This window comes from Schaalia sp. JY-X169, assembly GCF_014069575.1.
Classification (GTDB): Bacteria; Actinomycetota; Actinomycetes; order Actinomycetales; family Actinomycetaceae; genus Scrofimicrobium.
Window position 1 is genome coordinate 2,058,711 of the sequence record NZ_CP059675.1, and the last position, 26,569, is coordinate 2,085,279.

The following is a 26,569-nucleotide window of genomic DNA, read 5'->3' on the forward strand; positions in this document are numbered from 1 at the left end:
CAAGTGCAGATGCTCAGACCAAGCACCACCCTCCCCAAAGCACGCCACAAATGGATGGGCTTGCTGACCCTAATTGTCGCAGCTCTCATCACCGCAGTGCCTCTGGTTGCAACCGCCTCCACCCCACACCCGGCAACTGGCCCACTACCGTCATCCGAGCCAGTCCCCCTCACCGAACCTGTCACCGACCCGACGGGCTTCCTCACAACAAGCGAAGCTGGCAGCATCCGCAACGAAATCTCTCTAACTGCAGGTCGAGGCATAGATACCTTTGTCGTCCTCGTCCCAGACTTTTCTGGCTACGATCCAACTGACTGGTGCTCCCAAGCGGGAAACCTCTCGCAGTTGCCAGAGAACTCCGTGGTATTCGCACTGGCGTTCGAGGAGCGCGACTCGTCTTGGTGCACCAACATCTCTGAGGATTCCAGCCTGATCAGCGACCGTGCTATTGACCGCGCCTGGGACGACGCATTGGCGATTGCGGCAGAGGCCGACCCAATGGATGGTGAGCACGCTGCGCAGGCTTCCGCAGCCTTCGTTGCGAGCATTGGCAGCGCAATTGGTTCTGGCTCTTCGGGAGGTTCAGGCTCCGCAGGTGGTTCGTTTGCGGGAGTCATCTTCTTCGTTGCCGTTGCGGCAATCATCCTGGCCGTAGTCGTGGTGCTCGCAAAGTCGAGCAAGAAGAAGGCGAAGCTCGGTGCTGCTGGTAAGTCTCTCCCCACCAACCCGCAGGAACAACAGCACCAGGTGGACCTAGCCCAGCAGCAGCTACTGGCTTCAGATGAGGCGCTACGCGCTGCCGCGGACGAAGTGCAGTTTGCGCGCGCTCAATTGGGCTACACCCAAGCGGACAAACTTGACGGTGCTGTGCAGACCGCGCAGAAGGCAATAAGCCAGTCCTTCCAACTGCTTCCCTCTCTCCAAGATGCACCAAACCTGGCACAGAAGTCCCAGATCGCCGGTCAGATTCTAGCCACCATTGCTCAGGTGATGCCCCCCGTTCACGAGGCGCAAGAAGAATTGAAGGCATCCCGCGATCGGCAGACAAATGCCGAAGCACGGCTTGGCGAACTACGCGCACGACTTCAGGAAGCAGGCGTGCAGGCTCAAGTTTCGGAGCAGAAGCTCAATGATCTTCGCCTTCGGTTCACCGCAACGCAGCTGCAGTCACTGGAGGCGCAGCCAAAGCAGGCCGCCGCCTTTATTCAAGCGGCCCTTCAGAACTGCGACGAAGCACAGCAGCAGATGGACACAAACCGGGCCGGTGCGGTGGATGCCCTCGATCGCGCCACTTCCCAGCTCCAGTCCGCGCTCGCTGCCATAAGCTCGGTTAATGGTGCAGAGAAGGTTATCTCTGAGTCGAACCAGGTGCTCGGTAGCGCGATAGCCTCGATCACATCGGACCTGGATGATGTCACTAGGCTTGCCGCTAACCAGGCAAACTTTTCTCCGCTTGTCGATGATGCACAGAACGCGATCCGAGCTGGGCAGGCAGCGCGAAATGGAATGGGAGACCCCGTAGCAGCACTTCAGCAACTGCGAAGCGCCGAGGATGCGCTTGATGCGGCACTCGCATCGTTGCGTTCTGAACACGACCAGAGACAGCGGAACACCGCCCTCGCCGCTGAGAGAATCACCGCGGCGCAGGCCATGGTTTCACAAGCTGAATCCACACTTGCCGCAAACCGAAGCTCAGGGGATTTGCAGGCCCGGTCAGCCGTATCTAATGCGCAAGCACAGTTGGCACAGGCCCGGGCTCTGCAACAAAGTGATCCAGCGGCGTCAATAAGCGCTTCAAACGCTGCACTCGCCTCCGCTCAGAATGCGCTTTCCTCCCTGCAGTACAGCCAACGCCAGCCTGTGAACCACCGCTCCTCCGGCAACAATTCCCTCCTGTGGGGAATGATTCTAGGTTCCAGCATGAGTAACAATTCCAGGAACAACAGGGGTTCTTGGGGATCACCTGGATACTCCAACCAAAGGGGCCGCAGCGGCGGAAGCTTCGGCGGCGGACGCAGTAGCGGTGGGTTTGGGGGTGGCGGACGCAGCAGCGGTGGCGGCTTCCGAGGGAGCAGCGGTGGCGGGTTCCGTGGAAGTAGTGGCGGCGGGAGTCGCGGAAAGTTCTAACTGCTCAGCCACATCCGGATCGCATGGATCAGCAAGCAATCTAGTACCTGCGAGACAAGCTCGCTAAACACCAAGGAAAGAGAGAGAACATGGCACAGAAGCAATCGGTTTTTGGCCGCATGTCACAACTACTCAAGGCGAATGTTAACGCCCTGATCGATAAAGCGGAAGACCCGCAGAAGATGATCGACCAGCTGATTCGCGACTACACCAATGAGATTGCAGAAGCCGAGAAGGCTATAGCCCAAACCATCGGCAACCTGCGACTTCAGGAGCAGGATCTAGCAACTGATAGGGCTGCCGCTGCCGACTGGGGTTCCAAAGCACTGGCGGCCTCGAACAAGGCGGATGAGGCCCGCAATATCGGCAATGCCGCCGAGGCCGATAAGTGGGACAACCTAGCCAAGGTTGCAATTGGTAAGCAGATCTCTTTCGAAGATCAAGCCAAGGCAATGGAACCGGCAATCGCACAGCAGAACCAGACGGTTGAACAGCTCAAGGCTGGGTTGAACCAGATGAAGGAGCGCCTCGCTGATCTGAAGGTTCGCCGCGATCAACTGGTTGCGCGACAGAAGACCGCAGAGGCACAGGCAAAAGTTGCCGATGCCATGGGTTCGATCAACGTCATGGATCCCACCTCGGAGCTCTCGCGGTATGAAGAGAAGGTTCGGCGTTCGGAAGCCCAGGTTATGGGCCAACAGGAGCTGGCATCCTCCTCACTGGAGAGTCAGTTCGCGGAGCTTGAGACCGACTCCTCCGCGGTTGAAATCGAGGCGAGGCTGGCAGCCCTCAAGAACAAGTAGGAGAGACAGTGGAGGGGCGGCACCTGTTTCCCAGGTGTCGCCCCTCCACCCACCTCAGTTGGCGTTAGGGAGCTGGTTACGCCATAGCGAGCCGACCAGGCTTGCATAACAGTGTGATTTCCGGGCGCGCTGGGCGTAGTCGGCTCGCTACGCCCTAGGTGGCTCCGTAATACCCGGCCAAACGGGGCCAATCGGGGCCGATCCGGTGTTTCGACCACAGTCAACGGCATCCCGGCCACCGGCACCTGCATTTCGACCACGGTCAACGGCATTCCGGCCACACTCACTTGAAATGTATACGTCGGGAACCGAAAGCACTTTGGGGTAGGCCCCCGAGAGGCACATTGGTTCCCGACGTATACATTTCAGTGCACCGCCGGGCGGGGCTTCGTAACGGGCGGGTGCTGATGAGGGTGCTGGCCGCGAAGCGGTCCGGGGCGGATGCTGGCGTCGGCTGGTGCGCAAAGGCAACAGAAAGGGGGCCGGTCAGTTGAACTGACCGGCCCCTCCCGCTACCTGGCTGTAAACAGCCCGGCTTGGATTACTTCACGTCCTCATCAACCCAGGCCATCGACTTGGTGACGGCCTTCTTCCACAGGCGGTAGGTACGCTGAACTTCCTTCTCATCCATGTTGGGGGTCCAACGCTTCGCTTCCTGCCAGTTAGCGATAACGTCAGCCTCGCCCTCCCAGAATCCAACGGCAATGCCGGCTGCGTACGCAGCGCCAAGAGCCGTGGTTTCAGCGACGACTGGAGCAACCACGTCAACGCCGAGGACGTCAGCCTGGAACTGCATGAGGGTGTTGTTAGCAATCATGCCGCCGTCAACGCGGAGCTCCTTGAGAGCAACGCCAGCGTCGGCATCCATGGCATCCAAAACCTCACGTGTCTGGAACGCCGTGGCTTCCAGAGCTGCACGAGCCAGGTGACCCTGAGTGTTGTAACGTGTCATGCCGACGATTGCGCCGCGCGCATCATCACGCCAGTACGGCGCGAACAGGCCGGAGAAGGCAGGAACGAAGTACACACCACCGTTGTCCTCAACGGTGAGAGCCATGTCCTCAACCTCGGGAGCCGAGCCAATGATCTTCAGGTTGTCACGGAGCCACTGGATCAACGATCCAGCCACTGCGATCGAACCTTCAAGCGCGTAGACCGCCTTCTGATCACCAATCTTGTAGCACAGGGTTGTCAGCAGACCATTCTGGGAGAAGACAACCTCTTCGCCCGTGTTCATTAGCATGAAGCAGCCGGTGCCATAGGTGTTCTTCGCCATGCCAATCTCGAAGCACGCCTGGCCGAATGTTGCGGCCTGCTGGTCACCCAGAATGCCTGAGATCGGAATGCCTGTCAGTAGTCCATGCTCACGGCCGTGGCCGTAAACCTCAGACGATGAGCAGATCTGCGGCAACATCGACATCGGGATACCGAAGTCGGCACAAATATCAGGCTCCCACTCGAGGGTCTTCAGGTTCATCAGCAAGGTACGGGAAGCATTGGTGACATCCGTCTTGTGTACGCCGCCCTCGGTGCCACCGGTAAGGTTCCACAGAACCCAGGAGTCAGTGGTGCCGAAGAGTAGATCTCCCGCTTCCGCCCGCGCGCGAGCACCCTCGACATTGTCAAGGATCCACTTGATTTTTGTGCCTGAGAAGTAGGTGGCGAGCGGCAGGCCGACGCGATCCTTGTACTTCTCTACGCCCTCGTCGCCCGCCAGTTCGCGAACGATTGGAGCTGTGCGAGTGTCCTGCCAAACGATGGCGTTGTAGACCGGCTCGCCGGTGTTCTTGTCCCAGACAACCGCGGTTTCACGCTGGTTGGTGATACCGACTGAAATGAGGTCATCTTTGTTGATACCTGCGGCAACAAGAGCATCTGCGACGACAGTCCGTACCGAATCCCAGATCTCAATGGGGTTGTGCTCAACCCAGCCGGGGTTCGGGAAAATCTGCTCGAACTCCTGCTGGCCCACACCAACAATTTGGCCACTGTGATTGAAGACAATGGCGCGGGATGAGGTGGTTCCCTGGTCGATTGCGAGAACGAACTTCTCGGTCATAGAAAGTGTCCTTCCACTTCTTTGTGAATTGAGTGAGTGATAAGAAAGGGTGGGGGCCAGATAGACCCCCACCCAGTTGATTTACTACAGCGGCAGCGCTGCAGTGATGTCGATGCTGCCGAGGCCGAGCAGGTAAACGACTACAACGGCAACTACCGCGCCGATGATCGGGCCGACAACAGGAACCCAAGCGTAACCCCAGTCGGAGCCGCCCTTGCCCTTGATTGGGAGTACTGCGTGAGCAATACGAGGTCCGAGGTCACGGGCTGGGTTGATAGCGTAACCGGTCGGGCCACCGAGGGAGGCGCCGATACCGACAATGACGAGGGCGACGGCCAGAGGACCAACCGCGCTCGGTGTGCCGCCGGCAACCATCACGAAGACAATCAGAACTGCGGTAGCAATTGCCTCAGTTGCGAGGTTCCAACCGTAGGAACGAACTTCAGGTCCGGTAGAGAAAACGCCGAGCTTGAGGGCCGGATCGCAATCCTGGTCAAACTGCTTCTTGAATGCCAGGTAAGCCAGAACCGCACCAACGAAAGCACCAAGGAACTGGGCTGCGAAGTACACCAGCACATTTCCAAACGTGACGTCAACGGCGGTTGCTGAACCGACCGCTGCTCCGTTGAGGGTGACCGCTGGGTCGAACCAGTAGGCCACCACTTTTGCAACGGTTACCGCAGGGTTCAAGTGGCCACCTGTCTTCCAAGCGGCGTAAACACCGACGAAGACTGCGAGACCCCAGCCCCAGTTGATCATTAGCCAGCCGCCCCCGCGACCCTTTGACTTGGGCAAGAGGTTTGTTGCTACAACGCCCGCACCGAGTAGCAACAGCATCGTTGTGCCGAAGAACTCAGAAGCGAACACATCCCATAGATTCCACACTGTGCTGTGAACTCCTTCCGCGCCGTAGCGCATGTTGGTATCCATTGCCTGTTAGCCGGTCTCTTCAATGTGACCAGGCCACAGGAAATGAATCAGTTAGTTGGGATCCAACACCGGACCCCGTTTCAACGTATCAGACCTGAGTGAAAGGCCTAACAGGTTCGACCATTTCCCGAATGGCCTGAGCTTCTTTCTCATCGGGAAGTTTCTGTGCCTGCCAAACTGCTTCGCAGGCGTCGCGATAGAGATCCATTTCCCTCGCCTTGGTATCGTGATCCCACCCGAGCATCTCACCCATGAGGTCAGCTATCTCCGGCATGGCTTCAAGACCCGAGTCCCGCTCTTCGTAAACCAAGCGGACTCTGTGAAGCAGAATGTCTTCTAAGTGCATTGCGCCCTCGTATGCAACACCGAACGCAACATCTGCGCGCAAATAGTGGGGCGCATGGCTCAAACGTTCACCAAGATCGGGGCGCTCATCAATCATCTTGAAGACGATCTGGATGTCGCTGCCGTAACGATCCAGAAGGTCTTCAACCTGATCAACCGTCAGACCACGCTCTTTAGCGATTGTCTCCCGGCTGTTCCACAATGCGAAGTAGCCGTCGGCACCTTCCAGCTCCGTCTTAGCGGTGACTGAAGGATGCTCCTTCGTGAATGCTTCACCCATCGCAAAGTCAACCGCGTCCTCGGCCATCTGGCGGTAGGTGGTGAGCTTTCCACCAGCAATTGCGGTCATACCCGGGGTCACCGTGGTCACGGTGTGTTCACGAGAAACCTTCGTCGACTGGTTCTCATCAAGGGTGCCCGGCTGCAACAGTGGCCGCAATCCAGCAAATGTTGAGATGACGTCATCTTTGGTGAGGGGGTCCTTCAAAACCGTGTTGGCTTCTGCCAGCAAGTACTCAATATCGGTCTCATCAGCGACTGGGTCACGGAAACCTTCATGATAGGCGGTGTCCGTGGTTCCGATAATCCAGTAGTACTTCCACGGAATGATGAAGAGGACGGACTTCTCGGTACGCAGGAACAGCCCCACTTCCGAGTCGATCTTTTCTTTGGGGATCACCAGATGAATGCCCTTTGATGCCAAGACCTTGAGGCCACCGGTGGCATCTGCCAGAGCTTGGCTCTCTTCAGTCCATACGCCCGTTGCATTGATGATGCGCTTGGTTGCAACGTGCAGGGTGTTCCCAGTCTCAAGGTCGAGCAGGTCCGCACCATTGATATGACCCTGACCGTCCTTTGCGACGCCGACCATTTGGACTCTGCTGGCGGCCAATGCGCCGTAGCGAACCGCGCTACGAACAAGGGTGATGACCAGTCGGGAATCGTCAACGCGTCCGTCGTAGTAGACAATCGAACCGCGCAGGTAATCCGGCTTGAGCGCGGGACACAACTTCAGAGACCCCTTGCGGGTGTGGTGGCGCTGTAGCGGCACCGATCCGCGGTGCGCCCACTGGGCCAAACCGTCATACATACCAACACCCACCGCCGAGTATGCCCGTTCAATCACTGGCATCTTCAGCGGCCACAGCAGAGGCTGCGCCTTCACCAAGTGGGGGGCATTTCGGGTCAGCAGAAGCCCGCGCTCACGGAGGGACTCCGTGACGAGGGCGAAATCAAGTTGGTAAAGGTAGCGCAAACCACCGTGAACCAGCTTGGAGGATCTTGAAGAAGTGCCGGACGACCAGTCCTGCGCTTCGATAATTCCCACTCTCAGTCCGCGTGTTGCGGCGTCGAGGGCGATTCCCGCACCCGTCACGCCACCACCGACGACAAGAATATCGAGGGGGGCACCCTGTGCCATTTCTTCTAGCGCTTCTCCGCGGGCTTCTCTTGAAAGAACCGGACTAACCACGTTATCATCTCCGTCAGATGTAGATCGATCACGTTATCGAATGGTCACGGCCCGCAAACGGAGGCCACGCCTTGGCCCATTTGAGGGCAAGTGCCACCCCGTCGTTGCAGACAGACAAGTACATTATCCCTCAGGTGGTCGAATGTCCGATTTGCCTGCACGAACGTGCACCTGCGACACTAAGGTGTGAATATCCGTCGCGAGCAGGCGCATCTTGCTGCCTCTATGTACTACGAGCAGGGCTTGACCATGGATGCGGTGGCCCGAAGACTCGATGTCTCCCGCTCTTCGGTCTCCCGACTCCTGGCATTTGCGCGCACCTCAGGGATTGTCCAAATCCGCGTTTCGGCGCCGCTCACCGAGCCCGGCACCTTAGCCGCGGAGTTTCAGCGCCAGTTCGGGGTGCGGACACTGGTGGTCCCCACACTTGAGGTCGACAGCCCGGCTACCAGACTGAACTCCGTTGCCGCTGTAGCAGCCAGCCGCTTGAGCGAATTGATGGCTCCCGGCAAGACACTGGGGGTCGCCTGGGGAAACACCGTGTCTGCTGTTATCAACCACATTGCGCCACACTCCATGCCGGGTTCGACAGTAGTCCAGCTAAATGGCGCGGCCAACGCCTTCGATTCCGGCACACTTTATTCCGACTCCATCATCTCGACCCTCGCGAAGGCGTTTGACTCTTCAGCAGTCCACTTCCCAGTTCCAGCCTTCTTTGACTATGTGGAGACCAAGAACGCCCTCGTACGAGAAAGGTCAATTCGTCGGGTTCTTGATGTCATCGACTCCTGCGACCTCGTGGTCTTCGGGGTTGGAGCAATGGATCCTGCGATGCCCAGCCACGTCTACGCCGGCGGGTATCTGTCTTCCACGGAGTTGAAGGAAGCGCGCGAGGACGGTGTCGTCGGGGATATTTGCACCGTCCTCATACGTGAGGACGGCACGACCGATATGCCACTCAATGCGCGGGCATCAGGACCACTACCCGCACAGCTAAAACGGATCTCAACTAGGCTGTGCGTAGTGGCGGGAAGCGCCAAAGTTCCGGCTCTTCTCGGGGCCTTGCGTGCAGGGGTAGTTACCGACCTCATCATTGATTCGTCTGCCGCCCGCGCACTTGTTCACCGCAGACGTGAGGTCGGGCGCGGGGATCTGCCCGGCACCCTCTGATCCAAGTCAAGTCCTCCGACTCACTGCTAAGCCCCACGAGTCAGCCCAAACAGTCCTAAGCTTGGGAGATGCACTCAACAGCGAAGTGGGTGTAGCGGGAAGGGACTAGCAAGATGCGAATAGCGGTTTTCGCGACCTGTATGGGGGATGCGATGTTTCCGCAGGCACCCCGCGCGACGGTGACGCTCCTCGAGCGCCTCGGCCACGAAGTGTTCTTCCCAAGACAGCAGGCATGCTGTGGACAGATGCACATCAATACCGGGTATTTCGAGGACGCTCTGCCGTTGATCAAGAACCACGTCAAGACCTTTCAACCGATCTTGGACGGCGCGTGGGATGCGATCGTCGTCCCATCCGGCTCGTGCACCGGCTCCATCAAACACCAGCAGGCCATGGTTGCCAGCAAACTTGGCGACCAGAAGCTGGCAAACCGGGCGGCCATAATCGCTGAGAACACGTATGATCTTCCACTTCTGCTCACGGATTTCCTTGGGATCGAGGACGTTGGAGCCTACTTCCCTCATTCCCTCACCTACCACCCGACGTGCCACTCGATGCGCATCACGAAAGTGGGCGACGCGCCAGAACGGCTCCTCTCCCGAGTGCAGGGAGCCACCGTCGTCCCACTTCCAGACGCGGAGCAGTGCTGCGGGTTTGGCGGAACGTTCTCCCTCAAATACCCGGAAGTTTCTTCCGCCCTCGTCAGCGAAAAAGCACGGGCCGTGGCGTCGACGGGTGCGGAGTTTCTAGTCGCGGACGACTACTCCTGCCTGATGAACATCTCCGGACGCATGTCACGACTCGGCATTGCAACACAACCACTACACCTCGCCGAAGTACTGGCGGGCACACGCGACCACCCGTTCCGCCGGGAACCCGCAGGTACGACCTTGACCACCAGGGGGAAGGCGTGAGACCACAGTCCACTACAGAGACCTCTCCGCTGCAGTGGGGGGAAACCTTCCGTGACGGATCGCGCCGCATGGTTGGCAACGACCAGTTACGTGCAAACCTGCGCAACGCAACAGAGACCATCCGTTCAAAACGGGACGCCCGCGCCGCAGAAACGCAGAACTGGGAGGAGCTGCGCCATGCTGGCGCGGCCATCAAACGCTACTCTTTGGACCACTTGGCAGACCTCCTTGAGGAGCTAGAGGCCAACGTCACTGCCAACGGGGGCATCGTGCACTGGGCAAGAGACGCGCACGAAGCGAACGCCATTGCCTACGACATCGTGGCGCGCCACCAGGTGGATGAGGTCGTCAAGGTCAAGTCCATGGCCACACAGGAAATTGGCCTCAACGAGTACTTCGCTGACCGAGGCATCCAAGCGGTAGAAACGGACCTGGCGGAGCTCATCGTCCAACTGGGCAACGATCATCCAAGCCACGTTGTGGTCCCAGCGATCCACCGCAACAGGTCTGAGGTTCGCGATATCTTCACAGATAATTTCGAGGACGGAAATCGCCCATCAAGTGACGACCCGCGCGAACTGACGATGCGAGCCAGGACCCACCTCCGAGAGAAATTCCTCAACGCTAAGGTCGCCATCAGCGGTGCCAACTCGATGATTGCTGACACCGGCGCCCTATCCGTCTATGAGTCCGAAGGCAATGGACGCATGTGCCTGACCTTGCCAGAGGTTCTGATCTCCATTGTGGGCATCGAGAAAGTGATCCCCACCTGGCAGGATGCTGAAGTCTTCACCGAACTACTCCCCCGCTCTGCAACCGGCGAACCCATGAACCCCTACACGTCGTGGTGGACGGGTGTGACCCCCGGGGATGGACCGCAGGAGTTCCACCTCATCCTTCTGGACAACGGTCGCACCACGGTGCTCGCCGATCCTTTGGGACGCGATGCCCTTGCCTGCATTCGTTGCGGTGCCTGTATGAACATCTGCCCTGTCTACCGTATGGTAGGCGGCCACGCGTACAACTCCGTCTATCCGGGACCCATCGGCGCCATTCTTACTCCGCAACTTCTCGGCGCTTTCGAGGACGGTGACCCGTCGGCCACACTCCCGTTCGCATCTACTCTGTGCGGAGCCTGCTACGACGTGTGCCCCGTGAAGATAGACATTCCGTCCATCCTCGTGGAACTGCGCCGCCGCAGCGTTGAGTCTGGAGCTGGTTCCGGTAGCGGTTGGGGCACAGCAATGAAAGCGTCCTCGGAGGTCATGCGCTCCGGAAGGCGCCTGGGGGCCGCAGAGGCGCTACTCCCACTGGGGCGCGCCGTCGCCGACAAGGAAGGAAGAATCACCCAGCTGCCGTGGCCCGTGTCATCATGGACGAAGAGCCGGGATGTTCCTTCCCCACCAACCGAATCGTTCCGCAGGTGGATGAGTAGGCGAGAGAAGGCTGAGCGGTGAGCAGCAGAGACGACATCCTTGCGAGCATCCGAAGCGCTAACCGCAATGCGGGACGCGATGGGGTCACCGTCGAGGTTCCACGCGACTACCACCGTCGTGAGGACCTACCTGCAGGATCACCTGCGTTGCCGGAACTCTTTGTCGGGCGGCTCGAAGAGTACGGTGCCGAGGTCGGGTTGGCCTCGAACGAGGACGAAGTTACCGCCCTAATCAATCGGTTCCTTGCGTCTTGTGACACGGTTGTGGTTCCCAGTGGCCTTCCCAAAGAATGGGTCAAAGCAGCCATGGCGCATCATCGGGTTTACCTGGATGGGCCGGGTGGGCAAATCCCAAGTTCCGCCCTCGACAACATCGACGCAGTCCTGACTTCAAGCAGGTGCGGCGTCGCAACTACGGGGACAATAATCCTTGACGCCACCCCCGACCAGGGGCGTCGCGCGATCACACTGGTGCCTGACACCCACGTCGTTATTGTGGATGTGGGCGCGGTGAGGGAGACAGTTGGCGAAGCTTTCGCTATTCTCAGTTCGAACCCCACGCGACCCATCACGTGGATTGCGGGGCCGTCAGCCACGTCAGACATCGAGTTATCGCGTGTCGAAGGCGTGCATGGCCCCCGTAATCTGAAAGTGATACTGAGCAGCCTCGGAGAGAATTGATGGCCCCCGCCCAAGAAGGACTTTTTCAACTTCCGGACGGTTTCCGTCGCTCACGCGCCCAAGTCATCATTCTCACCGGCCCTTCCGGTTCGGGAAAAACCTCGCTGGCTTCTCGCGTCGGACTGCCTTCCCTCTCCCTCGATGATTTCTACCGAGGGGATGATGAGGAGGGAATGCCCATGCTGTCTGAGAACGTGGTGGATTGGGATGACCCTGCCTCATGGGATGGCGACGCCGCATTCTTGGCAGTGGCACAACTGTGCATCGAAGGCCAGGCTGAAGTACCGATCTACGACATCCCTTCCAACCAGAGAACAGGGGCGAGGACGATCACCCTGGGGCAGAACCGGCTGTTCATTGCGGAAGGGATTTTTGCATCTGAGTTGGTGCCAAGGCTGATAGAGGAGGGGCTCCTAGCCGATGCCATCTGTATCGCGCGTTCACCACTGAAGAATGCTTGGTTCCGTTTCCTTCGTGACGTTGCGGAGGCGCGTAAGCCCGTTCACGTGTTGGTCTACAGGGGGGCTCGCCTGACCAGGCTTGAACCAGGCAAGATCCGCCAGTGGCGCAACCAGGGGTGCCGACCTGTCCCTTCGTTGGACACAGCTGAGTCTGACATCCTCCTGTTGCGCCACCGCACCCGGCTATCCCAGTCAGGTGACTAGGCGCGGGGCTTGACCAAGGGGAAGAGGATTGTCTCCCTGATTCCCTCTCCTGTCAGCGCCATGAGGAGGCGGTCCAATCCCATACCTAGTCCAGCTGCTGGCGGCATGCCGTAGTCCATGGCTTCAAGGAAGTCTTCATCAACTGACATTGCTTCCGGGTCGCCATTTGCCGCGGCCAGCGCCTGCTTGTTGAAACGTTCACGCTGAATCACAGGGTCCGTTAGTTCTGAGTAGCCCGTCCCCAACTCGAAGCCCCTCATGTAGAGATCCCACTTTTCGGTCACACCTGGAACCGTGCGGTGACCCTTCACCAAGGGGGAGTTGTCAGCCGGGAAGTCCCGAACGAATGTCGGAGCATACAACTTGTCACCGACCAGTTCTTCAAAGATTTCTTCCGCAATCTTGCCGTCCACGTAGTGGTCTGGAAGCTCAAGTCCGATGCCGTCGGCAATACTCAGCAGCTCCCCGCGTGGTGTCAGTGCCGTAACTTCACGTCCCAGGGCTTCCGAGATGGAGCCATAGAGAGAAATCTGCTCCCAAGTTCCCGACAGGTCGTATGTGCTGCCATCCGGAAGCGGAACCTGAAGTGTACCGATAGCATCGAGTGCCGTGTGCTGAATGAGCTCACGGAGCATGACCGCGTAAGTGTCGTAAGTTCCGTAAGCCTCATAGGCTTCAAGCATGGTGAACTCGGGGTTGTGGGAAGAATCCGCGCCCTCGTTCCGGAAACTACGGTTCAACTCAAACACCTTGTCGATCCCACCGATGAGGGCGCGCTTCAAGTACAACTCCGGCGCAATCCTCATGTACATGTCGATGTCGTACGCGTTCATATGTGTGACAAATGGTCGTGCTGCGGCTCCCCCTGCTAGCGTCTGCAGCATTGGCGTCTCAATTTCTAGGTAACCACGATCATGCAGGAATGAGCGGATTGAATGGACAACTGTGGAACGGGTCCGGACCATTTCACGCGCTGAAGGGCGCACGATCAGGTCGAGGTAGCGGCGCCGAACCCGGGTGTCCTCAGCCAGTCCGGCCTCACCCTCTTCGGTGGCAAAAATCTTCGGTAGGGGTCGAAGTGCCTTTGCGGCTAGCGCCCATGCGGGCACGTCCTCGTCCTCACTGGGGGCAGCCATGATGGACAGTTCGCCACGCCGTGAAGAGATGACGCGGCCGTGAACAAACAGAATGTCCCCCAGGTCTACGTCAGCCTTGTATGCCGCCAAGGAATCAGGCCCAACCTCGCGGGCCGACAGCATCACTTGGAGGCGGTTTCCGCCGCCGTCTTGGATAGTCGCGAAGCACAACTTACCTGCGATACGGGAGAGGACGACACGGCCTGAAAGACCCACAACGTCATCCGTCTCTTCACCGAGCTCCAGGTTGCCGTACTTTGCTCGCACCTCTTCGATCGTGGAAGTGATGGGAAGCTCTACGGGGTACGGGTTCACTCCCGACTCCAGCAAACGCTTCCGCTTGTCTGAGCGGATCTTTATCTGCTCGGGCAGGTCGTCTGTTGGTGATTCTGGAGTGGTCTGCGGGGAAGGAAGATTCGTAGTCACCTCAACATGGTAAACCAGCGCGCTTACAAACGAAGTGCGCGAGGCGTCACGCACGTCTAGCGGGACAGGTCAGTTCCTCTGTTGATGATGCGGTTGTTGGCATCCACGTGGACTATTGCTGGCTGTGCAGTCCGAGCAATCTCATCTGGAAGGTGTCCGTAAGCAATGATGATGACGAGGTCGGTGGGGTTGACCAGGTGTGCTGCTGCCCCGTTGAGTTGAATAGTTCCGGAGCCAGCAGGAGCCGGGATGGTGTAGGTGGATAGTCGCGCACCATTCGTGACGTCGACAACGTCAACCTTCTGCCCCACAAGAATGTTGGCGGCCTCAAGAAGATCAGTGTCGACGGAGATGGAACCCACATAGTCGATGTCCGCGCCGGTCACGGTAGCGCGGTGGATCTTCCCGGTTACCATTTCCCTGTAAACCGGCCAGTTCGATGCCAGAGTCTCAACCATCAGCCCCCACCTTCACAATCACATTGTCGATGAGCCGCGCCGGGCCAACCTGCGCAGCTACTAGCAAGTATGCCCTCTGACCGGGGTCCAAGTCAGTGAGATTTTCAACGCCCATCATCTCTGCATCCGGTGTCCATAGGGCCGCCACCGCGAATGATTCGGCATCTGCTAGCGCGACATACTGAGGAGCGACACCTGACGCAGATGCAAGGATGTTTGCAACCTCGGTGACAATCTGCTCCGGGGAACCCCCCTGATCGGCTACGGCAAGCCCAGCTTTGAGACTGTGGCTCAGCGCCAATGCCTCCTGTTTCTGGTGATCATTGAGATACTCGTTGCGGCTGGAGAGCGCCAAACCCTCCGCACTTCGCACGATCGGTGCCTCCAGAAGTTCCAGCGGGATATCGAGGTCCTCTACCATCTGGCTAATGTTGACGAACTGTTGAGCGTCCTTCTGACCAAAAATTGCTATGTCAGGACGGATTAGGTTCATCATCTTTCCCACGACCTGCAGGACGCCCGGGAAGTGACCCGGCCGCAGGTAGCCTTCCAACACACTTGCTGCCGGGCCCGGGGTGACGTGAACACGAGGAGCGTGGGGATAAACGTCCTTGGGGCTCGGAGCATAAACGATGTCCACCCCACCGTTTGCTAGTGCCTCCACATCGCTTTCAAGGGTCCTGGGGTAGCTGTCAAAGTCCTCTCCTGGACCAAACTGCTCAGGGTTCACGAAAATCGTCACAACCGTCTTGAATCCAGGGCGTCGCACCTGCTCGACCAGTGAGAGGTGGCCCTTATGAAGAGCACCCATAGTCATGACGAGGCTTGTCGGACGGGGATCATCGGCGAGGGCGGTGCGCAGCTCCTCAGGCGTGTGGACCACAAGCGGTTCACTGGCCGGCATGAAGGATGCTACGCGGGTCGCCCGCGATAGGGCGCGGTAGGTCCGTGCAGCTTCCGTCAGTTCTGGATGCTCACTCAATGAAGCGAGATGGGAGCCTACGGTTGCGTAGTCCTTCCTGGCGACGGGCCCCGTGAGTGCCGACATTCCTTCTTCAAGCGCGCGGTCTAGGGCCGCGGTCACCAGGGGACGCATAGCCTCAGCTGGGCTTTCGACGCCTGCGGTGCTCAAGATTTCCTGTCCTTGCACCATCAGTGTCACCAGGTGATTTGCCGAATGTGTCAGGCCCGCATGGTAGAGCGTTCGGTCGTCCTCTGCTACCGGGAGAGGCACACCGCCGAGGTACTCGATGAGAGCCAGCGCGATCGGCTCCGCCAAGGCGGGAGCTGTGTAAGCGATGGGACAACCGCTGAGGCGGCGAACGTCCAAAGAGGTCCCTGAGAAGGTCATTGCTGGATGAAGCGCTAAAGGTATGGCCCCAATCTGCGTTGCTGCGGCGAGGGGATTTATGCCAGCCGCGCCGCAAAGGTGGACGACAACCATTCCGGGTCTTATGCTTCCCCTCTCAACGAGCCCTTCGGTCAAAGGAGTGACTTGTGAATCTGGCACTGCCAGAAATAGTATCTCTGCTTCTCTGGCAACCTGATCCGCCTCAATGACAGGCACACCGGGGAGCATCGCATCAGCGCGATCGCGCGCCGCATCCGACCTGGCAGCGACCCCGACGATCTGGGCTCCCGATGCTCGCATGGCTGAAGCGATAGCCGGACCGGCCTTCCCCATTCCTATTACGCCTACACGTACCCCTGAAGTCACTGTGCTTCCTCACTTTGTAGGTTCTGTTCGGGTGGCTTGAAGCTCTCTTCGGGCAAAGGTGTCGGGTTGAGCACGGGTTCCACTGTGCTGAGATCTGCAAGATCCACATTCACCTCCCCGTTGAAGGAAGGTTCGTTGACGCGCCTGAACCAGCGTTCTGGCGGTTCACTTCCGCGGAGTTGCCGACTCATCTTGACTAGTTCGTCACTCACCGCTATGGAGTCGCCTCCAGAGAGGTGAGAGATCGTCAGGTTGACCGGGCCCGGAACCAAGCAAGCGGTAACGGAAGCCAGATCCATCGCCTTCGTAATCGGACCTTCTGAAACGAGGACGGATTGGATCCGTTCGTAGGGCGCGAAGGCAGCGGTGCGAACCACCCAGCCATCGCGAACAACCATGCAGGTGCGCGTCAGTGCCACGCCTCGACGGTTTTTCACGAGGGGATCCAGAATACGAGCATTGGGGGGGATCCCAATAAACTGTTTTGTGGGCGATCGACCTCGAACGGCTTCATCGAAGAACTCCACCGGGTCGTCAACGCCGAGGTCTGGCAACACCAGCCACAGCGCTAGCATGGCTTCTTCACGTGTACCCACTGGTAGCAATGCCTGCGAATCAGTACTTCCACCTGAAGAGTCCTGCGTACCCCTTGTGGCCTGCGTTATTAGAACGCGGTACCAGTCACGGCGCCTCCACAGCAATGGTTGATGGATCTCTACAGCGTGAATGCGTCTGGGGGGAATGGTCTCTGCACGCTGCTCGAGCAGTCCACGGCGTACACGAATCCCATCCGGGGATACGGCAGCTTGGAAATTGAACTCTTTTGAGAAACGTGACCACAAGAGGGATCCCACGACGAGGACGATTGGAATCCACGTGGGGAAGAAAGACAGCGCAATACCCCAGCCTGCGGCAAACCCAACGATGACGATTGCGACAAGAGAAGCCGCAAGAGCAAGCAGTCCCAACATGAATGACATGCTCAAAGCCAAGGATGTCACCAGGGTCCGGGTATTGACTGAATAGAGGAGATTCTCATCGGCCTCTACGACACGCTTTACCGGCTCTTGTGTAGCTGCTCCATAGGTCTCACTGTCGATGTCTGAGTTTCCTTCAGTGATGCCCGCAGCACGTGCCAAGATGTCGGCGCGCAGCCCAAAGAGGTCGTCACTGCGGAGGAAGCCGATCGTCAGGGAAGAGTTGGCACCTCCCGCTGCATCAACTCTGAGGCGACCCAGCCCAAAGATTCGCCCGAGAAGGGGATGCGAAACGTCAACTGCCTGGATGCGCTCCAGCCGGACATGGCGCTGCTGACGGAACAAGATCCCCCGCCTCAGCCAGACCGCCTGGTCTGTGACCGCATACGTCATGGCGCGCCACGACATATATGAGTAGACACCTACGACCAACAGAATCAGTAACAGTGCACCAATGGCAACAAGCAGAATTAGTCCGAATCCGAATGAGTCAGCAAGCTTCCCAAGATCACCAACGAACTCGATGTTCTGGAAAAGCACAACGGCAATCAGGACTGCAATTACCTGCCACCCGTTGAAAACTGGGGTAAGTGGGTGGACCCTTTGCCACGCATGCTGAGGTACGCCCTCTTCGACAACTCCCTTTCGCTGAGCCATCTTCACAACCCAGACAGGTTGGAGACGCCGTTGGCTACCAGAAGGTCACGTAGTTCTGCTGCCTGATTTGCGGGTAGCCCATCCAATGACGCGTCCGTATCCGCAGCCGCTGTGTGCAATTGGATCGCGGCGACCCCGAGTTTGCGGGCAATCGGACCTTCATGCACATCCACGTACTGGATGCGGCCATATGGAACAATATCCAGTCTGCGGAACATGATCCCTTTGCGTACCAGGAAGTCAGTTTCAGTTGTCGCAAACTGGATCGCACGTACCTGACGTGGAATGAGCCACAGGAGCCAAAGGAAGATCAGGGCCGCAAGTCCCGCACCCACATAGAACCACGGCGAGAAGACGATCCCCAAGACCACAAACGCAACCGCTGGGATACCAAGAGATAGCACGGCCGCGATCAGCCGAACCGTTGCCAACGATTTTGAGACATGGCGGAAGTCCACCCCTGCTGGTGTGAGCGCATCTGGCATTCTCACCCTCCTTCACTCATCCGCAATCGTGACACATTCCTCCGACAAGTAGAAAATACTCCCACAGTGACCTTCAGTGCTTGCAGGGCTAACATGAAGGGTCAGACAGTTGACCAGCTCCTGGTATGCGGGGCGACGGCACGCTAGCTTAAGTGGTGGAGGAAATGGGGTCTAATACGCCCAGTTGGTTGTACTCAGCGCTCGACGAAGCGCTCGTTGCAGCGGGGGCCACCGCACCGGAGAACCAGCGTCGCGAGGTGATCGATCGAGTAATTGCCGCCTGGAACCTTGAGGGACGCCGCTTCCACAACGGGAAGTATCTTGGGTACCTTTTTGAGCGTATCGATGAGCTAGAGGGTGCAACTACCGAACCGGAGATGCTTCGGCTGGCTGCAGCATTTCGTGGCGCACTTGAGGAACCTGGGTGGGAAGAGCTCGCGTCAGCCCATGAGCTTGGAGCCATCCCCGCAATGGTTAGTATTGAAGATCTCACTGCGCTCGGCATCCCAGAGGAACGCACGCAGCGCATTGTGTCGCTCATCAACCAGTTGGCGTACCACACCCCCGACAGGAGTGACCTGGGTGCGCGGCTCTTGGTTGATGCCGACCTCGCAGCTCTGGCGGCCTCACCCCAGCAGTACCGAGAGTTTCTCTCGCACTTTCGTGCAGAGGCTTTGCACCTGTCCGAGGTGGATTTCTTGCGTGCTCGCAGACACGTTCTCCAGCGGCTGGTCAACAGAACCCACATCTTCTCGACACCAATTGCATCTCAGTGGGAAGACGCTGCGCGGGAGAATCTCGAGGCAGAACTGGGAGCTACGGAACGGAAACTCCGCAGCCTCCAAGTGGAGATACCCGAGGTCGAGAGCGAGCCTGACTACTTTCAGGATCGGGCCCGCGACGTCGTCCTAGCAGAGAAGTCCAGCGGGGAGTCGAAGGTACTCCGAATTTCGCGCGCTCAGAAAGTCAAGTGCCTCGAGGACGACCAAGAAGCTGCGGGGATCTCGGCTGACACCACCGACGCCCGTCCGCCCTCGTCCGACCCCACGGGTCCACCCCCGCCCTCAGTCCACCCCACCTCTTTAGGTGGACGGGAAAGGCCTTCCGACGTGGCCGACGCCCACGAAACATCATCCACCAGATCCACAGTCGCAGACACATCAACTCTTGAGACTGTTGCCGACTTCATTGAGAACCGACAATCCCGTTCTCGGAGGCAGAAGTAGAAGCAGAGTCACCAAGTCCCACTTCTACGCTCCGCCTCTCCCACTCTCTCACCCCAGCCCCCGCCTCTCTCACCCCAGCCCCTCTCACCCCAGCCCCCGCGAAATGTATACGTGGGGAGCAAATGTATGTGTTGGGTACGTACCCCGCATGCACATTTCGTCCCAACGTATACATTTGGCGGTGCGCGGCCGATGTCTGTCTCCAACGCCGGGATTCACTGCGGCATCCGTGCCGCCGCAATCTGGAACAAGGCCGATCACTATCCCCATCGCCGCAATCATGGCGATATCCCCAGCTGGCACGAATCGGTCAACTACCACCCCCGAAACTAGGGCACATTGGACCCACCAACCAGTGAAGGGATCAGATAGTGACAATCTATAACGTTGATGCCGCGCAGATCAGTGCAGCATCCGCAGCGGCAAACCAAACTGCAGACACCATCCGCGCTTCTGTCGCGACAATGATGACCCAGTTGCTCGGTCTAGAAGCCTCTTGGGGAGGTGCGGCAGCGTCATCATTTCAGGGTGTAATTGCACAGTGGCAGGCAACGCAAGTGCAGGTTGAGAGCTCGTTAGAAGCAGTGGGAGCCGCGCTAAGTCAAGCCTCCGCCACGTACACCGAAGCCGAAAGCGCTGCCGCCTCGCTGTTCGCAGGTCCTTAGGGACAGCGTTTGGTGGCTCTTCTGTAAGTTGCTTATTGGCTGGTCGCCGAAGAGGGTGTGTGGGCGCCGCAGTTGTAGGTGGGGCGACCCAAGTGCAAGGCGCCCGCGGGGTTCCCCAGCATTACGGAGCCGGTTAGGGCAACCTGCTCCTCGACCACCACCTACAGCCCTTTCTATAAGGAGCCCGTATGCTCCCCGTGTTTGCAGGTGGGCAAGCGAATGGGCCCAGCTGCAGAAAGCTGCGGCTGGGCCCATGAAACGCTTCAGGTCTTACGACCCCAGTGCTTCCTAGTACATGCCACCCATGTCATCGCCGGCGCCTGCTGGGGCTGCTGGCTCTGGCTTGTCAGCCACAACGGCTTCGGTGGTCAGGAACATTGCTGCGATCGATGCCGCGTTCTGAAGAGCAGAACGCGTCACCTTCACCGGGTCGGCAATACCCTCAGCAAGGAGGTCCCCGTACTCACCGGTTGTCGCATTCAGTCCCTCGCCTGCTGGCAGATGACGGACACGGTCGACAACAACGCCTGCTTCGAAGCCCGCATTGGCAGCAATCTGACGCAATGGCTCTGCAACTGCTGCCCGAACGATTGCCATACCAGTCTCTTCGTCACCCTTGAGGCCGAGGTCGGAAAGAACCTTCTCTGCAGCCTGCAGCAGAGCGACGCCACCACCGGCAACGATTCCCTCTTCCGATGCAGCGCGAGCATTGCGGATAGCATCCTCAATGCGGTGCTTACGTTCCTTCAACTCAACTTCAGTGGCCGCGCCCGACTTGATGATGGCAACGCCACCGGAGAGCTTGGCCAGACGTTCCGAGAGCTTTTCCTTGTCGTACTCAGAGTCAGAGTTCTCGATTTCTGCGCGGATCTGCTTGACGCGAGCCTCCAGCGCATCCTTGTCACCGCCACCGTCAACGATGGTGGTTTCATCCTTGGTGACAACAACCTTGCGTGCGGTGCCAAGTGAATCCAAGTCGGCAGTCTCAAGAGACAGGCCAACTGTCTCAGAGATAACCGTTGCACCCGTCAGGATGGCGATGTCCTGCAAGATGGCCTTGCGACGATCACCAAAGCCCGGAGCCTTCACGGCAACCGACTTGAAAATGCCACGAATTCTGTTCACAACCAGCGTCGCAAGGGCTTCGCCCTCAACATCCTCAGCAATGATCAGCAGCGGCTTTGAGGTCTGCATAACCTTCTCAAGGAGAGGGAGCAGATCCTTGATCGAGGAGATCTTTCCTTCAACAAGCAGGATGTAGGCATCTTCAAGGACCGCTTCCTGACGCTCGGCATCAGTCACAAAGTATGCCGAGAGGAAGCCCTTGTCGAAGCGCATGCCCTCTGTGGTTTCAAGCGTGGTGTCAAAAGAGTTGGTCTCTTCAACCGTCACAACGCCCTCGGCACCGACCTTCTCAAATGCCTCGGCAATCAGTGCGCCAATCTCTGTATCATTTGCCGAAATTGATGCTGTCGCCGCGATCTGATCCGTGGTTTCAATGGGTGTTGCACCCTTGTGCAGTTCTTCCACGACCGCGTCGACAGAAACCTCAATGCCCTTCTTCAGAGCGAGGGGGTTAGCGCCAGCAGCCACGTTGCGCAGCCCTTCACGTACCAGTGCCTGAGCGAGGACGGTAGCCGTCGTAGTTCCATCGCCAGCAACATCATCAGTACGCTTGGCCACTTCCTTAACCAGTTCAGCACCAATGCGCTCGAACGGATCGTCAAGTTCGATCTCTTTCGCAACCGAGACGCCATCTTTAGTGATGGTCGGTGCGCCCCACTTCTTGTCGAGGACGACGTTACGACCACGCGGGCCGAGCGTCACCTTGACGGTGTCAGCAAGCTGGTTGAGGCCACGCTCCATGCCACGGCGTGCTTCTTCATCATAAGAAATGATCTTTGCCATTTACTTGTGTCCTTCCGAGAAATTCACGGTTGGCTTTGGTGCCCGCGACGGACAAGACACGATGTTCCAGGCCGATCCTGGTCCAACGCGCCTCTCACCAAAACCAGAGGTTTTCACTCCCTAAGGGAGAGTGCTAAGACCAAGTTTGGCACTCGACGCCATAGAGTGCAAGATGACGTCTCCCACGGCCTATGAGACCACGGTCACGCTGCTAGTTGATCAGGAACACCACGATTGAACCCGGGGCTTCTTCAAAGCCGCTTTCAACGACGTTCGTAATCCCAGCGGCTGCCGCGACTGCCTCTGCAGTAGCGCGCAGCTCAGCAGACGGATAGAACACAGTGTTCTGATCTGTCGGCCACGTGGATGCATTTGTGGCAGTCACATTCGTAAAGCCGGCATTCGTCACATATCCCGCAAACTCAGCCGCATAGCCAGAGATTGTTGTCCCATTGAGCACTGTCACAGCCGCTGCGAAATCCACAGTGCCCTCAGGTTCCGTTGGCTCTGCTGGCTCGTCAGGTGTTGCACCAGGATCGTCAGGGGCCGCCGTGGGGACGTTTGAATCCGGAATCACAACGTCACTTTGGGCTTGATCCGTAGTGGGCTGGACCTGTTGCGACTGCGGTTGTGACTGCGACTGCGCAGCCCCGACCTCGGCCTGGGGCACGTTTCGTTGAATGAGTGTTGCAACGCCCCACGCAAGTAGTGGGACCAACACCAACACCAGTAAGAACGGCACGACTGGAGCCCACGGGTTACGGGTACGTCGGTGGACGCCAACAGGGTTTCCTTCAGGAACGCCGTCAAAGTCATCTCTTGGATACGTTTCGCTCACGTAGGCAGCCTACCGCCCTCGCACGCTTTCACGACACTGCAACCGCGAGAGTCATAAGATCAGTGCAGGAATTTGGTTGGAAAAGGGAAGGAGACTCCATGCCGCAGCCCCTAGAGAACGTGATCGATCCCGGATGGGCGCATGCGCTGCGACCTGTTGAGGACGATATTCACGCCATGGGAGTTATGCTCCGCGAGGAGATGGCGAGCGGGCGAACGTACCTGCCGGAACCCGAGAACATTCTGCGTGCGTTTTGCTACCCGTTCGAGGACGTCAAGGTCCTCATTGTCGGTCAGGACCCGTATCCGACAGTCGGAGATGCCGTTGGACTATCCTTCGCGGTCGCACCCGACATGCCTCTTCCAGCGTCGCTGCGTAACATCTACCAAGAGCTAACAAGCGACCTGGGTTGCGCACCCCCAAGCAATGGTGATCTTTCCAAGTGGGCCGACCAGGGGGTGTGTCTTCTCAATCGAGTTCTTACCGTGGAACCCGGCAGACCTGGCTCACATCGAGGCAGAGGGTGGGAGAAAATAACGGAGCAGGCGATCAAATCCCTGGTCGCGCGGAACAAACCGCTGGTGGCAGTTCTCTGGGGACGCGACGCGGCCTCCCTGAAACCCCTCCTCGGTTCGACAGCAACTATCGAGTCGCCTCACCCATCACCGCTATCAGCCTACCGTGGCTTCTTCGGTTCCAAACCGTTCTCTACCGCGAACCGCATTCTTGAGGACGAGGGCGCCTCACCGATCGAATGGTGTTGAAGAATCGTTTGAGGTTGGCGCAACGTCAAGGTCCTCTTCGTCGAGAGCCTCTTCGTCCTCATCTTCTTCTTCGTCATCAAAACGGCTGCTCATGTCGTCATACCCGGCTAGAACCTCATCGGCGGGACCGCTGAGGAGCACGGCCTCATCCCGCTTCGTTGGCATGACGTTCTCAAGGTAGTCAGCAATCACTTCATCGAGAGGGACGTCACTCTGCCGCTGCTGGCCCAGGTACCAGCGGTGTTCAAGGATCTCGTGAAAGACCTGAGCGGGTTCAAGTTTTCCGGAAAGCTCCGGGGGGATCGCATCGATAACATGCTCGTACACGTCGTTGGTCCACGCTCTTGCGACATGCTCAAGGCTCTGACGCCACATGCCGTTCACAGCCCGGTAGGTTTCAATGTCTTCAAGCATTCGTCGCGCTTGAAGCTCCTCTACATCCATGCCCGTCAGACGCATAATTTGACGGTGATAGTGCCCCGCATCAACCACCTTGGGTTGGATGATGAGTCGGTCACCCTCAGGCGCAGAGGTCATAGTTAGCTCACCAACACTGAAGCCTAGCGCGGCAAGCCGATCAATCCGCTCCTGCACGCGCCAGTGCTCGTCAGCATCAATGAGCTCCGCGCCTGTGAGTTCTTCCCACAGCTGGTTGTACCGCTCCTGGATCCTGTTGCCGATCTCGATAGGGTCTTCATCGTCGGGGAGGAAGCCTCCGGCCTGGAGGTCCATGAGCTCGCCGATAATGTTGGTGCGGGCAAGATCAACATCGTAGTTTCGTTGGCCGTCAGTCAGTTTTGTCTGTAAATCACCGGTCTCGGCATCCACCAGGTAGGCAGAATAGGAACCCGCATCGCGCCGAAACAGAGTGTTGGAGAGCGAGACGTCACCCCAATAGAAACCCAGTAGGTGCAGGCGAACCAAGAGCACGGCGAGGGCGTCCAATAGTCGACCGACCGTCTCAGCCGTAATTTTCCTGCTGAACAGCGCCCTGTACGGAAGCGAGAACTCGAGGTGCTCAGTGACGAGCACCGCGTTCAGTTCGTCACCCTGCGCGTTTCTACGTCCGGTGACAACCGCTGTCGGCTGGACCGATGGCGCCTCCATACGTGACAGATCACGCAGCATTTCGTACTCGTGGTACGCAACGCTCTCACCAATCTCTTTTACGGCAATAACCCTGCCTGACAGGTTCACAAACCGGACGACATGCCGAGAAATACCTCGGGGAAGAGCAGCTAAGACGTCCTCGGGCCACTCTTCAAGGGGAATATCCCACGGCAATTCCAGCAACGCAGGATCCACGTTGGCAGCAGTGATCTGCATACTCTTTGGCACAGCACCCCCCTTCCAGTTCAGCAAACCTAGAACATAGTAGCGGCATACGCTGCATACAACGAAGGGCCGAGGAAAACCCCGACCCTTCGCCTAATGCAATACGCGGAAACTACTATGCCGGCAGGCGGACACCCGTCGCATGGGAGAAGCAGTGCTGCTGACCCTCAATGATCTCTACGCGCATGTTCGAACCTGCAACCGGTGCCGAGTTCGGAGCCACGCGCACCACGATCTGCTGTGCGCCAACATCAACAATGCCCTCACCGGTTCCTGCAAGGTGAGCGTAAACGTAGGCGTCTGATCCCAGCTCTTCAACCAGGTCCACAACGATCGGGATTCCGGTGGTCGAGTTGTTGTCGATTGGACGCAACCCTTCAGGACGGAAACCAACAACAATCTTGCCGTCATCCTCTGGCGTTACTGCTGCCAGGGTTGCTGCCGATAGCGGAACGACTGCACCAGCAAGCTTGGCGTGGGTGCCTTCAATGGTGAAGGTGGCCAAGTTCATGGCTGGTGAGCCAATGAAGCCTGCAACGAACCTGTTGGCCGGCTCGTCATACATTTCACGAGGGGTGCCAACCTGCTGAAGCAAGCCATCCTTCATGACAGCGATACGGTCACCCATGGTGAGGGCTTCCGTCTGGTCGTGGGTGACGTAGACGGTTGTTACACCGAGCGAACGCTGTAGCGACGCAATCTGCGTACGCGTCTGGACACGGAGCTTCGCGTCAAGGTTCGACAGCGGCTCATCCATCAGGAAGACCTGGGGCTTACGAACGATTGCGCGTCCCATTGCAACACGCTGACGCTGACCACCGGAGAGCGCCTTTGGCTTGCGCTCCAAGTAGGGCTCAAGGTCAAGAATCTTCGCGGCCTCATCAACGCGCTTCTTGATTTCCGCCTTGGGTTCACCAGCAATTTTCAGAGCAAAGCCCATGTTGTCACGCACGGTCATGTGCGGGTACAGGGCGTAGTTCTGGAAAACCATCGCGATGTCGCGGTTCTTGGGCTGAACGTCCGTTACATCACGGTCGCCAATGAAGATGCGTCCGGAGTTTACGTCTTCGAGTCCGGCCAGCATACGAAGTGAGGTTGACTTGCCACAGCCCGAGGGACCAACTAGAACCAGGAACTCGCCATCCGCGATTTCGAGATTCAGCTTGTCAACAGCCGGGTGGTCAGATCCGGGGTAGATTCGCGTCGCGTGATCAAAAGTTACACTTGCCATTTTTCCTCCACCGGCAGGTACGTGCCGGACGATCCTTAGTAGAGATTCTTTAGTGTCGACTTCGGCACTAGGACCCGCAACGGTGCGCACGTGGTCCGCTTGGTACTTTAGCACGCACCGCTCTCAGTCCGTCCTAAGATTGATCA

22 protein-coding genes are annotated in these 26,569 nt (G+C 58.3%); 10 read left to right on the forward strand and 12 right to left on the reverse strand.

Translation table 11 applies throughout. The features are described from left to right. Positions 1 to 9 precede the first annotated feature (9 nt). Together H2O65_RS08895 and H2O65_RS08900 are read left to right on the forward strand one after the other, a co-directional pair. A complete protein-coding gene (locus H2O65_RS08895; RefSeq protein WP_182141356.1) occupies positions 10 to 2,127 on the forward strand; it encodes a TPM domain-containing protein in 2,118 nt (705 codons plus the stop codon). A gap of 89 nt (positions 2,128 to 2,216) precedes the next feature. After that, a complete protein-coding gene (locus H2O65_RS08900; RefSeq protein WP_182141357.1) occupies positions 2,217 to 2,930 on the forward strand; it encodes a PspA/IM30 family protein in 714 nt (237 codons plus the stop codon). A 541-nt stretch (positions 2,931 to 3,471) separates the two neighbouring features. Here the strand turns inward: H2O65_RS08900 and glpK are convergent. The 3 genes from glpK to H2O65_RS08915 form a co-directional block, all read right to left on the reverse strand. Next, positions 3,472 to 4,989: a glycerol kinase GlpK gene (gene glpK / locus H2O65_RS08905; protein WP_182141358.1), complete on the reverse strand. Its 1,518-nt coding sequence runs from the start codon at positions 4,987 to 4,989 to the stop codon at positions 3,472 to 3,474. Positions 4,990 to 5,073: 84 nt separating this feature from the next. Further along, complete coding sequence (locus tag H2O65_RS08910; RefSeq protein WP_182142751.1) at positions 5,074 to 5,907, reverse strand: MIP/aquaporin family protein; 834 nt, start codon at positions 5,905 to 5,907, stop codon at positions 5,074 to 5,076. Positions 5,908 to 6,007: 100 nt separating this feature from the next. Then, on the reverse strand, positions 6,008 to 7,735 hold the full coding sequence (locus H2O65_RS08915) for a glycerol-3-phosphate dehydrogenase/oxidase (protein ID WP_398396220.1): 1,728 nt from the start codon (positions 7,733 to 7,735) through the stop codon (positions 6,008 to 6,010). A gap of 225 nt (positions 7,736 to 7,960) precedes the next feature. On the opposite strand from H2O65_RS08915, the gene H2O65_RS08920 reads away from it, so the two are divergent. From H2O65_RS08920 to H2O65_RS08940, 5 genes are all read left to right on the forward strand, one after another. Beyond that, positions 7,961 to 8,905 (forward strand): sugar-binding domain-containing protein, encoded by a 945-nt coding sequence (locus tag H2O65_RS08920; protein ID WP_182142753.1) that lies wholly within the window; start codon positions 7,961 to 7,963, stop codon positions 8,903 to 8,905. A gap of 113 nt (positions 8,906 to 9,018) precedes the next feature. Beyond that, on the forward strand, positions 9,019 to 9,819 hold the full coding sequence (locus H2O65_RS08925; protein ID WP_182141359.1) for a (Fe-S)-binding protein: 801 nt from the start codon (positions 9,019 to 9,021) through the stop codon (positions 9,817 to 9,819). Next, positions 9,816 to 11,276 (forward strand): LutB/LldF family L-lactate oxidation iron-sulfur protein, encoded by a 1,461-nt coding sequence (locus H2O65_RS08930; RefSeq protein WP_259349510.1) that lies wholly within the window; start codon positions 9,816 to 9,818, stop codon positions 11,274 to 11,276. Before H2O65_RS08925 ends, H2O65_RS08930 begins: the two co-directional genes overlap by 4 nt. Continuing rightward, positions 11,273 to 11,935 (forward strand): LUD domain-containing protein, encoded by a 663-nt coding sequence (locus tag H2O65_RS08935; RefSeq protein ID WP_182141360.1) that lies wholly within the window; start codon positions 11,273 to 11,275, stop codon positions 11,933 to 11,935. Before H2O65_RS08930 ends, H2O65_RS08935 begins: the two co-directional genes overlap by 4 nt. Beyond that, positions 11,935 to 12,600: a uridine kinase gene (locus H2O65_RS08940; RefSeq protein WP_182141361.1), complete on the forward strand. Its 666-nt coding sequence runs from the start codon at positions 11,935 to 11,937 to the stop codon at positions 12,598 to 12,600. Before H2O65_RS08935 ends, H2O65_RS08940 begins: the two co-directional genes overlap by 1 nt. On the opposite strand, the gene lysS is transcribed toward H2O65_RS08940, so the two are convergent. Genes lysS through H2O65_RS08965 form a run of 5 tightly spaced genes read right to left on the reverse strand, consistent with a single transcriptional unit; the run spans position 12,597 to position 18,456 of the window. After that, positions 12,597 to 14,162 carry a lysine--tRNA ligase gene (gene lysS, locus H2O65_RS08945; protein WP_182141362.1) on the reverse strand — a complete coding sequence of 522 codons (1,566 nt, stop codon included), beginning with the start codon at positions 14,160 to 14,162 and terminating at the stop codon, positions 12,597 to 12,599. The two genes, H2O65_RS08940 and lysS, sit on opposite strands and share 4 nt — an antisense overlap. A gap of 56 nt (positions 14,163 to 14,218) precedes the next feature. Beyond that, the gene (panD, locus tag H2O65_RS08950) at positions 14,219 to 14,620 is read right to left on the reverse strand and encodes an aspartate 1-decarboxylase (RefSeq protein WP_182141363.1); all 402 of its coding nucleotides are present in this window, start codon (positions 14,618 to 14,620) and stop codon (positions 14,219 to 14,221) included. After that, the gene (gene panC / locus H2O65_RS08955) at positions 14,613 to 16,337 is read right to left on the reverse strand and encodes a pantoate--beta-alanine ligase (protein WP_182141364.1); all 1,725 of its coding nucleotides are present in this window, start codon (positions 16,335 to 16,337) and stop codon (positions 14,613 to 14,615) included. Before panC ends, panD begins: the two co-directional genes overlap by 8 nt. Further along, complete coding sequence (locus tag H2O65_RS08960) at positions 16,334 to 17,971, reverse strand: PH domain-containing protein (protein WP_182141365.1); 1,638 nt, start codon at positions 17,969 to 17,971, stop codon at positions 16,334 to 16,336. The genes panC and H2O65_RS08960 overlap by 4 nt, the downstream gene beginning before the upstream one ends. Positions 17,972 to 17,973: 2 nt before the next feature. Further along, the gene (locus H2O65_RS08965) at positions 17,974 to 18,456 is read right to left on the reverse strand and encodes a PH domain-containing protein (protein ID WP_182141366.1); all 483 of its coding nucleotides are present in this window, start codon (positions 18,454 to 18,456) and stop codon (positions 17,974 to 17,976) included. Positions 18,457 to 18,620: 164 nt separating this feature from the next. Here H2O65_RS08965 and H2O65_RS08970 point away from each other — a divergent pair, with 164 nt between their 5' ends. Then, the gene (locus tag H2O65_RS08970) at positions 18,621 to 19,682 is read left to right on the forward strand and encodes a hypothetical protein (protein ID WP_182141367.1); all 1,062 of its coding nucleotides are present in this window, start codon (positions 18,621 to 18,623) and stop codon (positions 19,680 to 19,682) included. Between the two features lie 371 nt (positions 19,683 to 20,053). Next, positions 20,054 to 20,347: a WXG100 family type VII secretion target gene (locus H2O65_RS08975; protein ID WP_182141368.1), complete on the forward strand. Its 294-nt coding sequence runs from the start codon at positions 20,054 to 20,056 to the stop codon at positions 20,345 to 20,347. Positions 20,348 to 20,635: 288 nt separating this feature from the next. On the opposite strand, the gene groL is transcribed toward H2O65_RS08975, so the two are convergent. After that, positions 20,636 to 22,255 carry a chaperonin GroEL gene (gene groL / locus H2O65_RS08980; RefSeq protein WP_182141369.1) on the reverse strand — a complete coding sequence of 540 codons (1,620 nt, stop codon included), beginning with the start codon at positions 22,253 to 22,255 and terminating at the stop codon, positions 20,636 to 20,638. Positions 22,256 to 22,466: 211 nt separating this feature from the next. Then, positions 22,467 to 23,093: a LytR C-terminal domain-containing protein gene (locus H2O65_RS08985; protein ID WP_182141370.1), complete on the reverse strand. Its 627-nt coding sequence runs from the start codon at positions 23,091 to 23,093 to the stop codon at positions 22,467 to 22,469. A 98-nt stretch (positions 23,094 to 23,191) separates the two neighbouring features. Between H2O65_RS08985 and H2O65_RS08990 the strand changes: the two genes are divergently transcribed. After that, positions 23,192 to 23,857 (forward strand): uracil-DNA glycosylase, encoded by a 666-nt coding sequence (locus tag H2O65_RS08990; protein ID WP_182141371.1) that lies wholly within the window; start codon positions 23,192 to 23,194, stop codon positions 23,855 to 23,857. On the opposite strand, the gene H2O65_RS08995 is transcribed toward H2O65_RS08990, so the two are convergent. Continuing rightward, the gene (locus tag H2O65_RS08995) at positions 23,837 to 25,183 is read right to left on the reverse strand and encodes a DUF4032 domain-containing protein (protein WP_182142755.1); all 1,347 of its coding nucleotides are present in this window, start codon (positions 25,181 to 25,183) and stop codon (positions 23,837 to 23,839) included. The genes H2O65_RS08990 and H2O65_RS08995 overlap by 21 nt on opposite strands. Positions 25,184 to 25,307: 124 nt before the next feature. Then, complete coding sequence (locus H2O65_RS09000) at positions 25,308 to 26,423, reverse strand: ABC transporter ATP-binding protein (protein ID WP_182141372.1); 1,116 nt, start codon at positions 26,421 to 26,423, stop codon at positions 25,308 to 25,310. Positions 26,424 to 26,569: the final 146 nt, after the last annotated feature.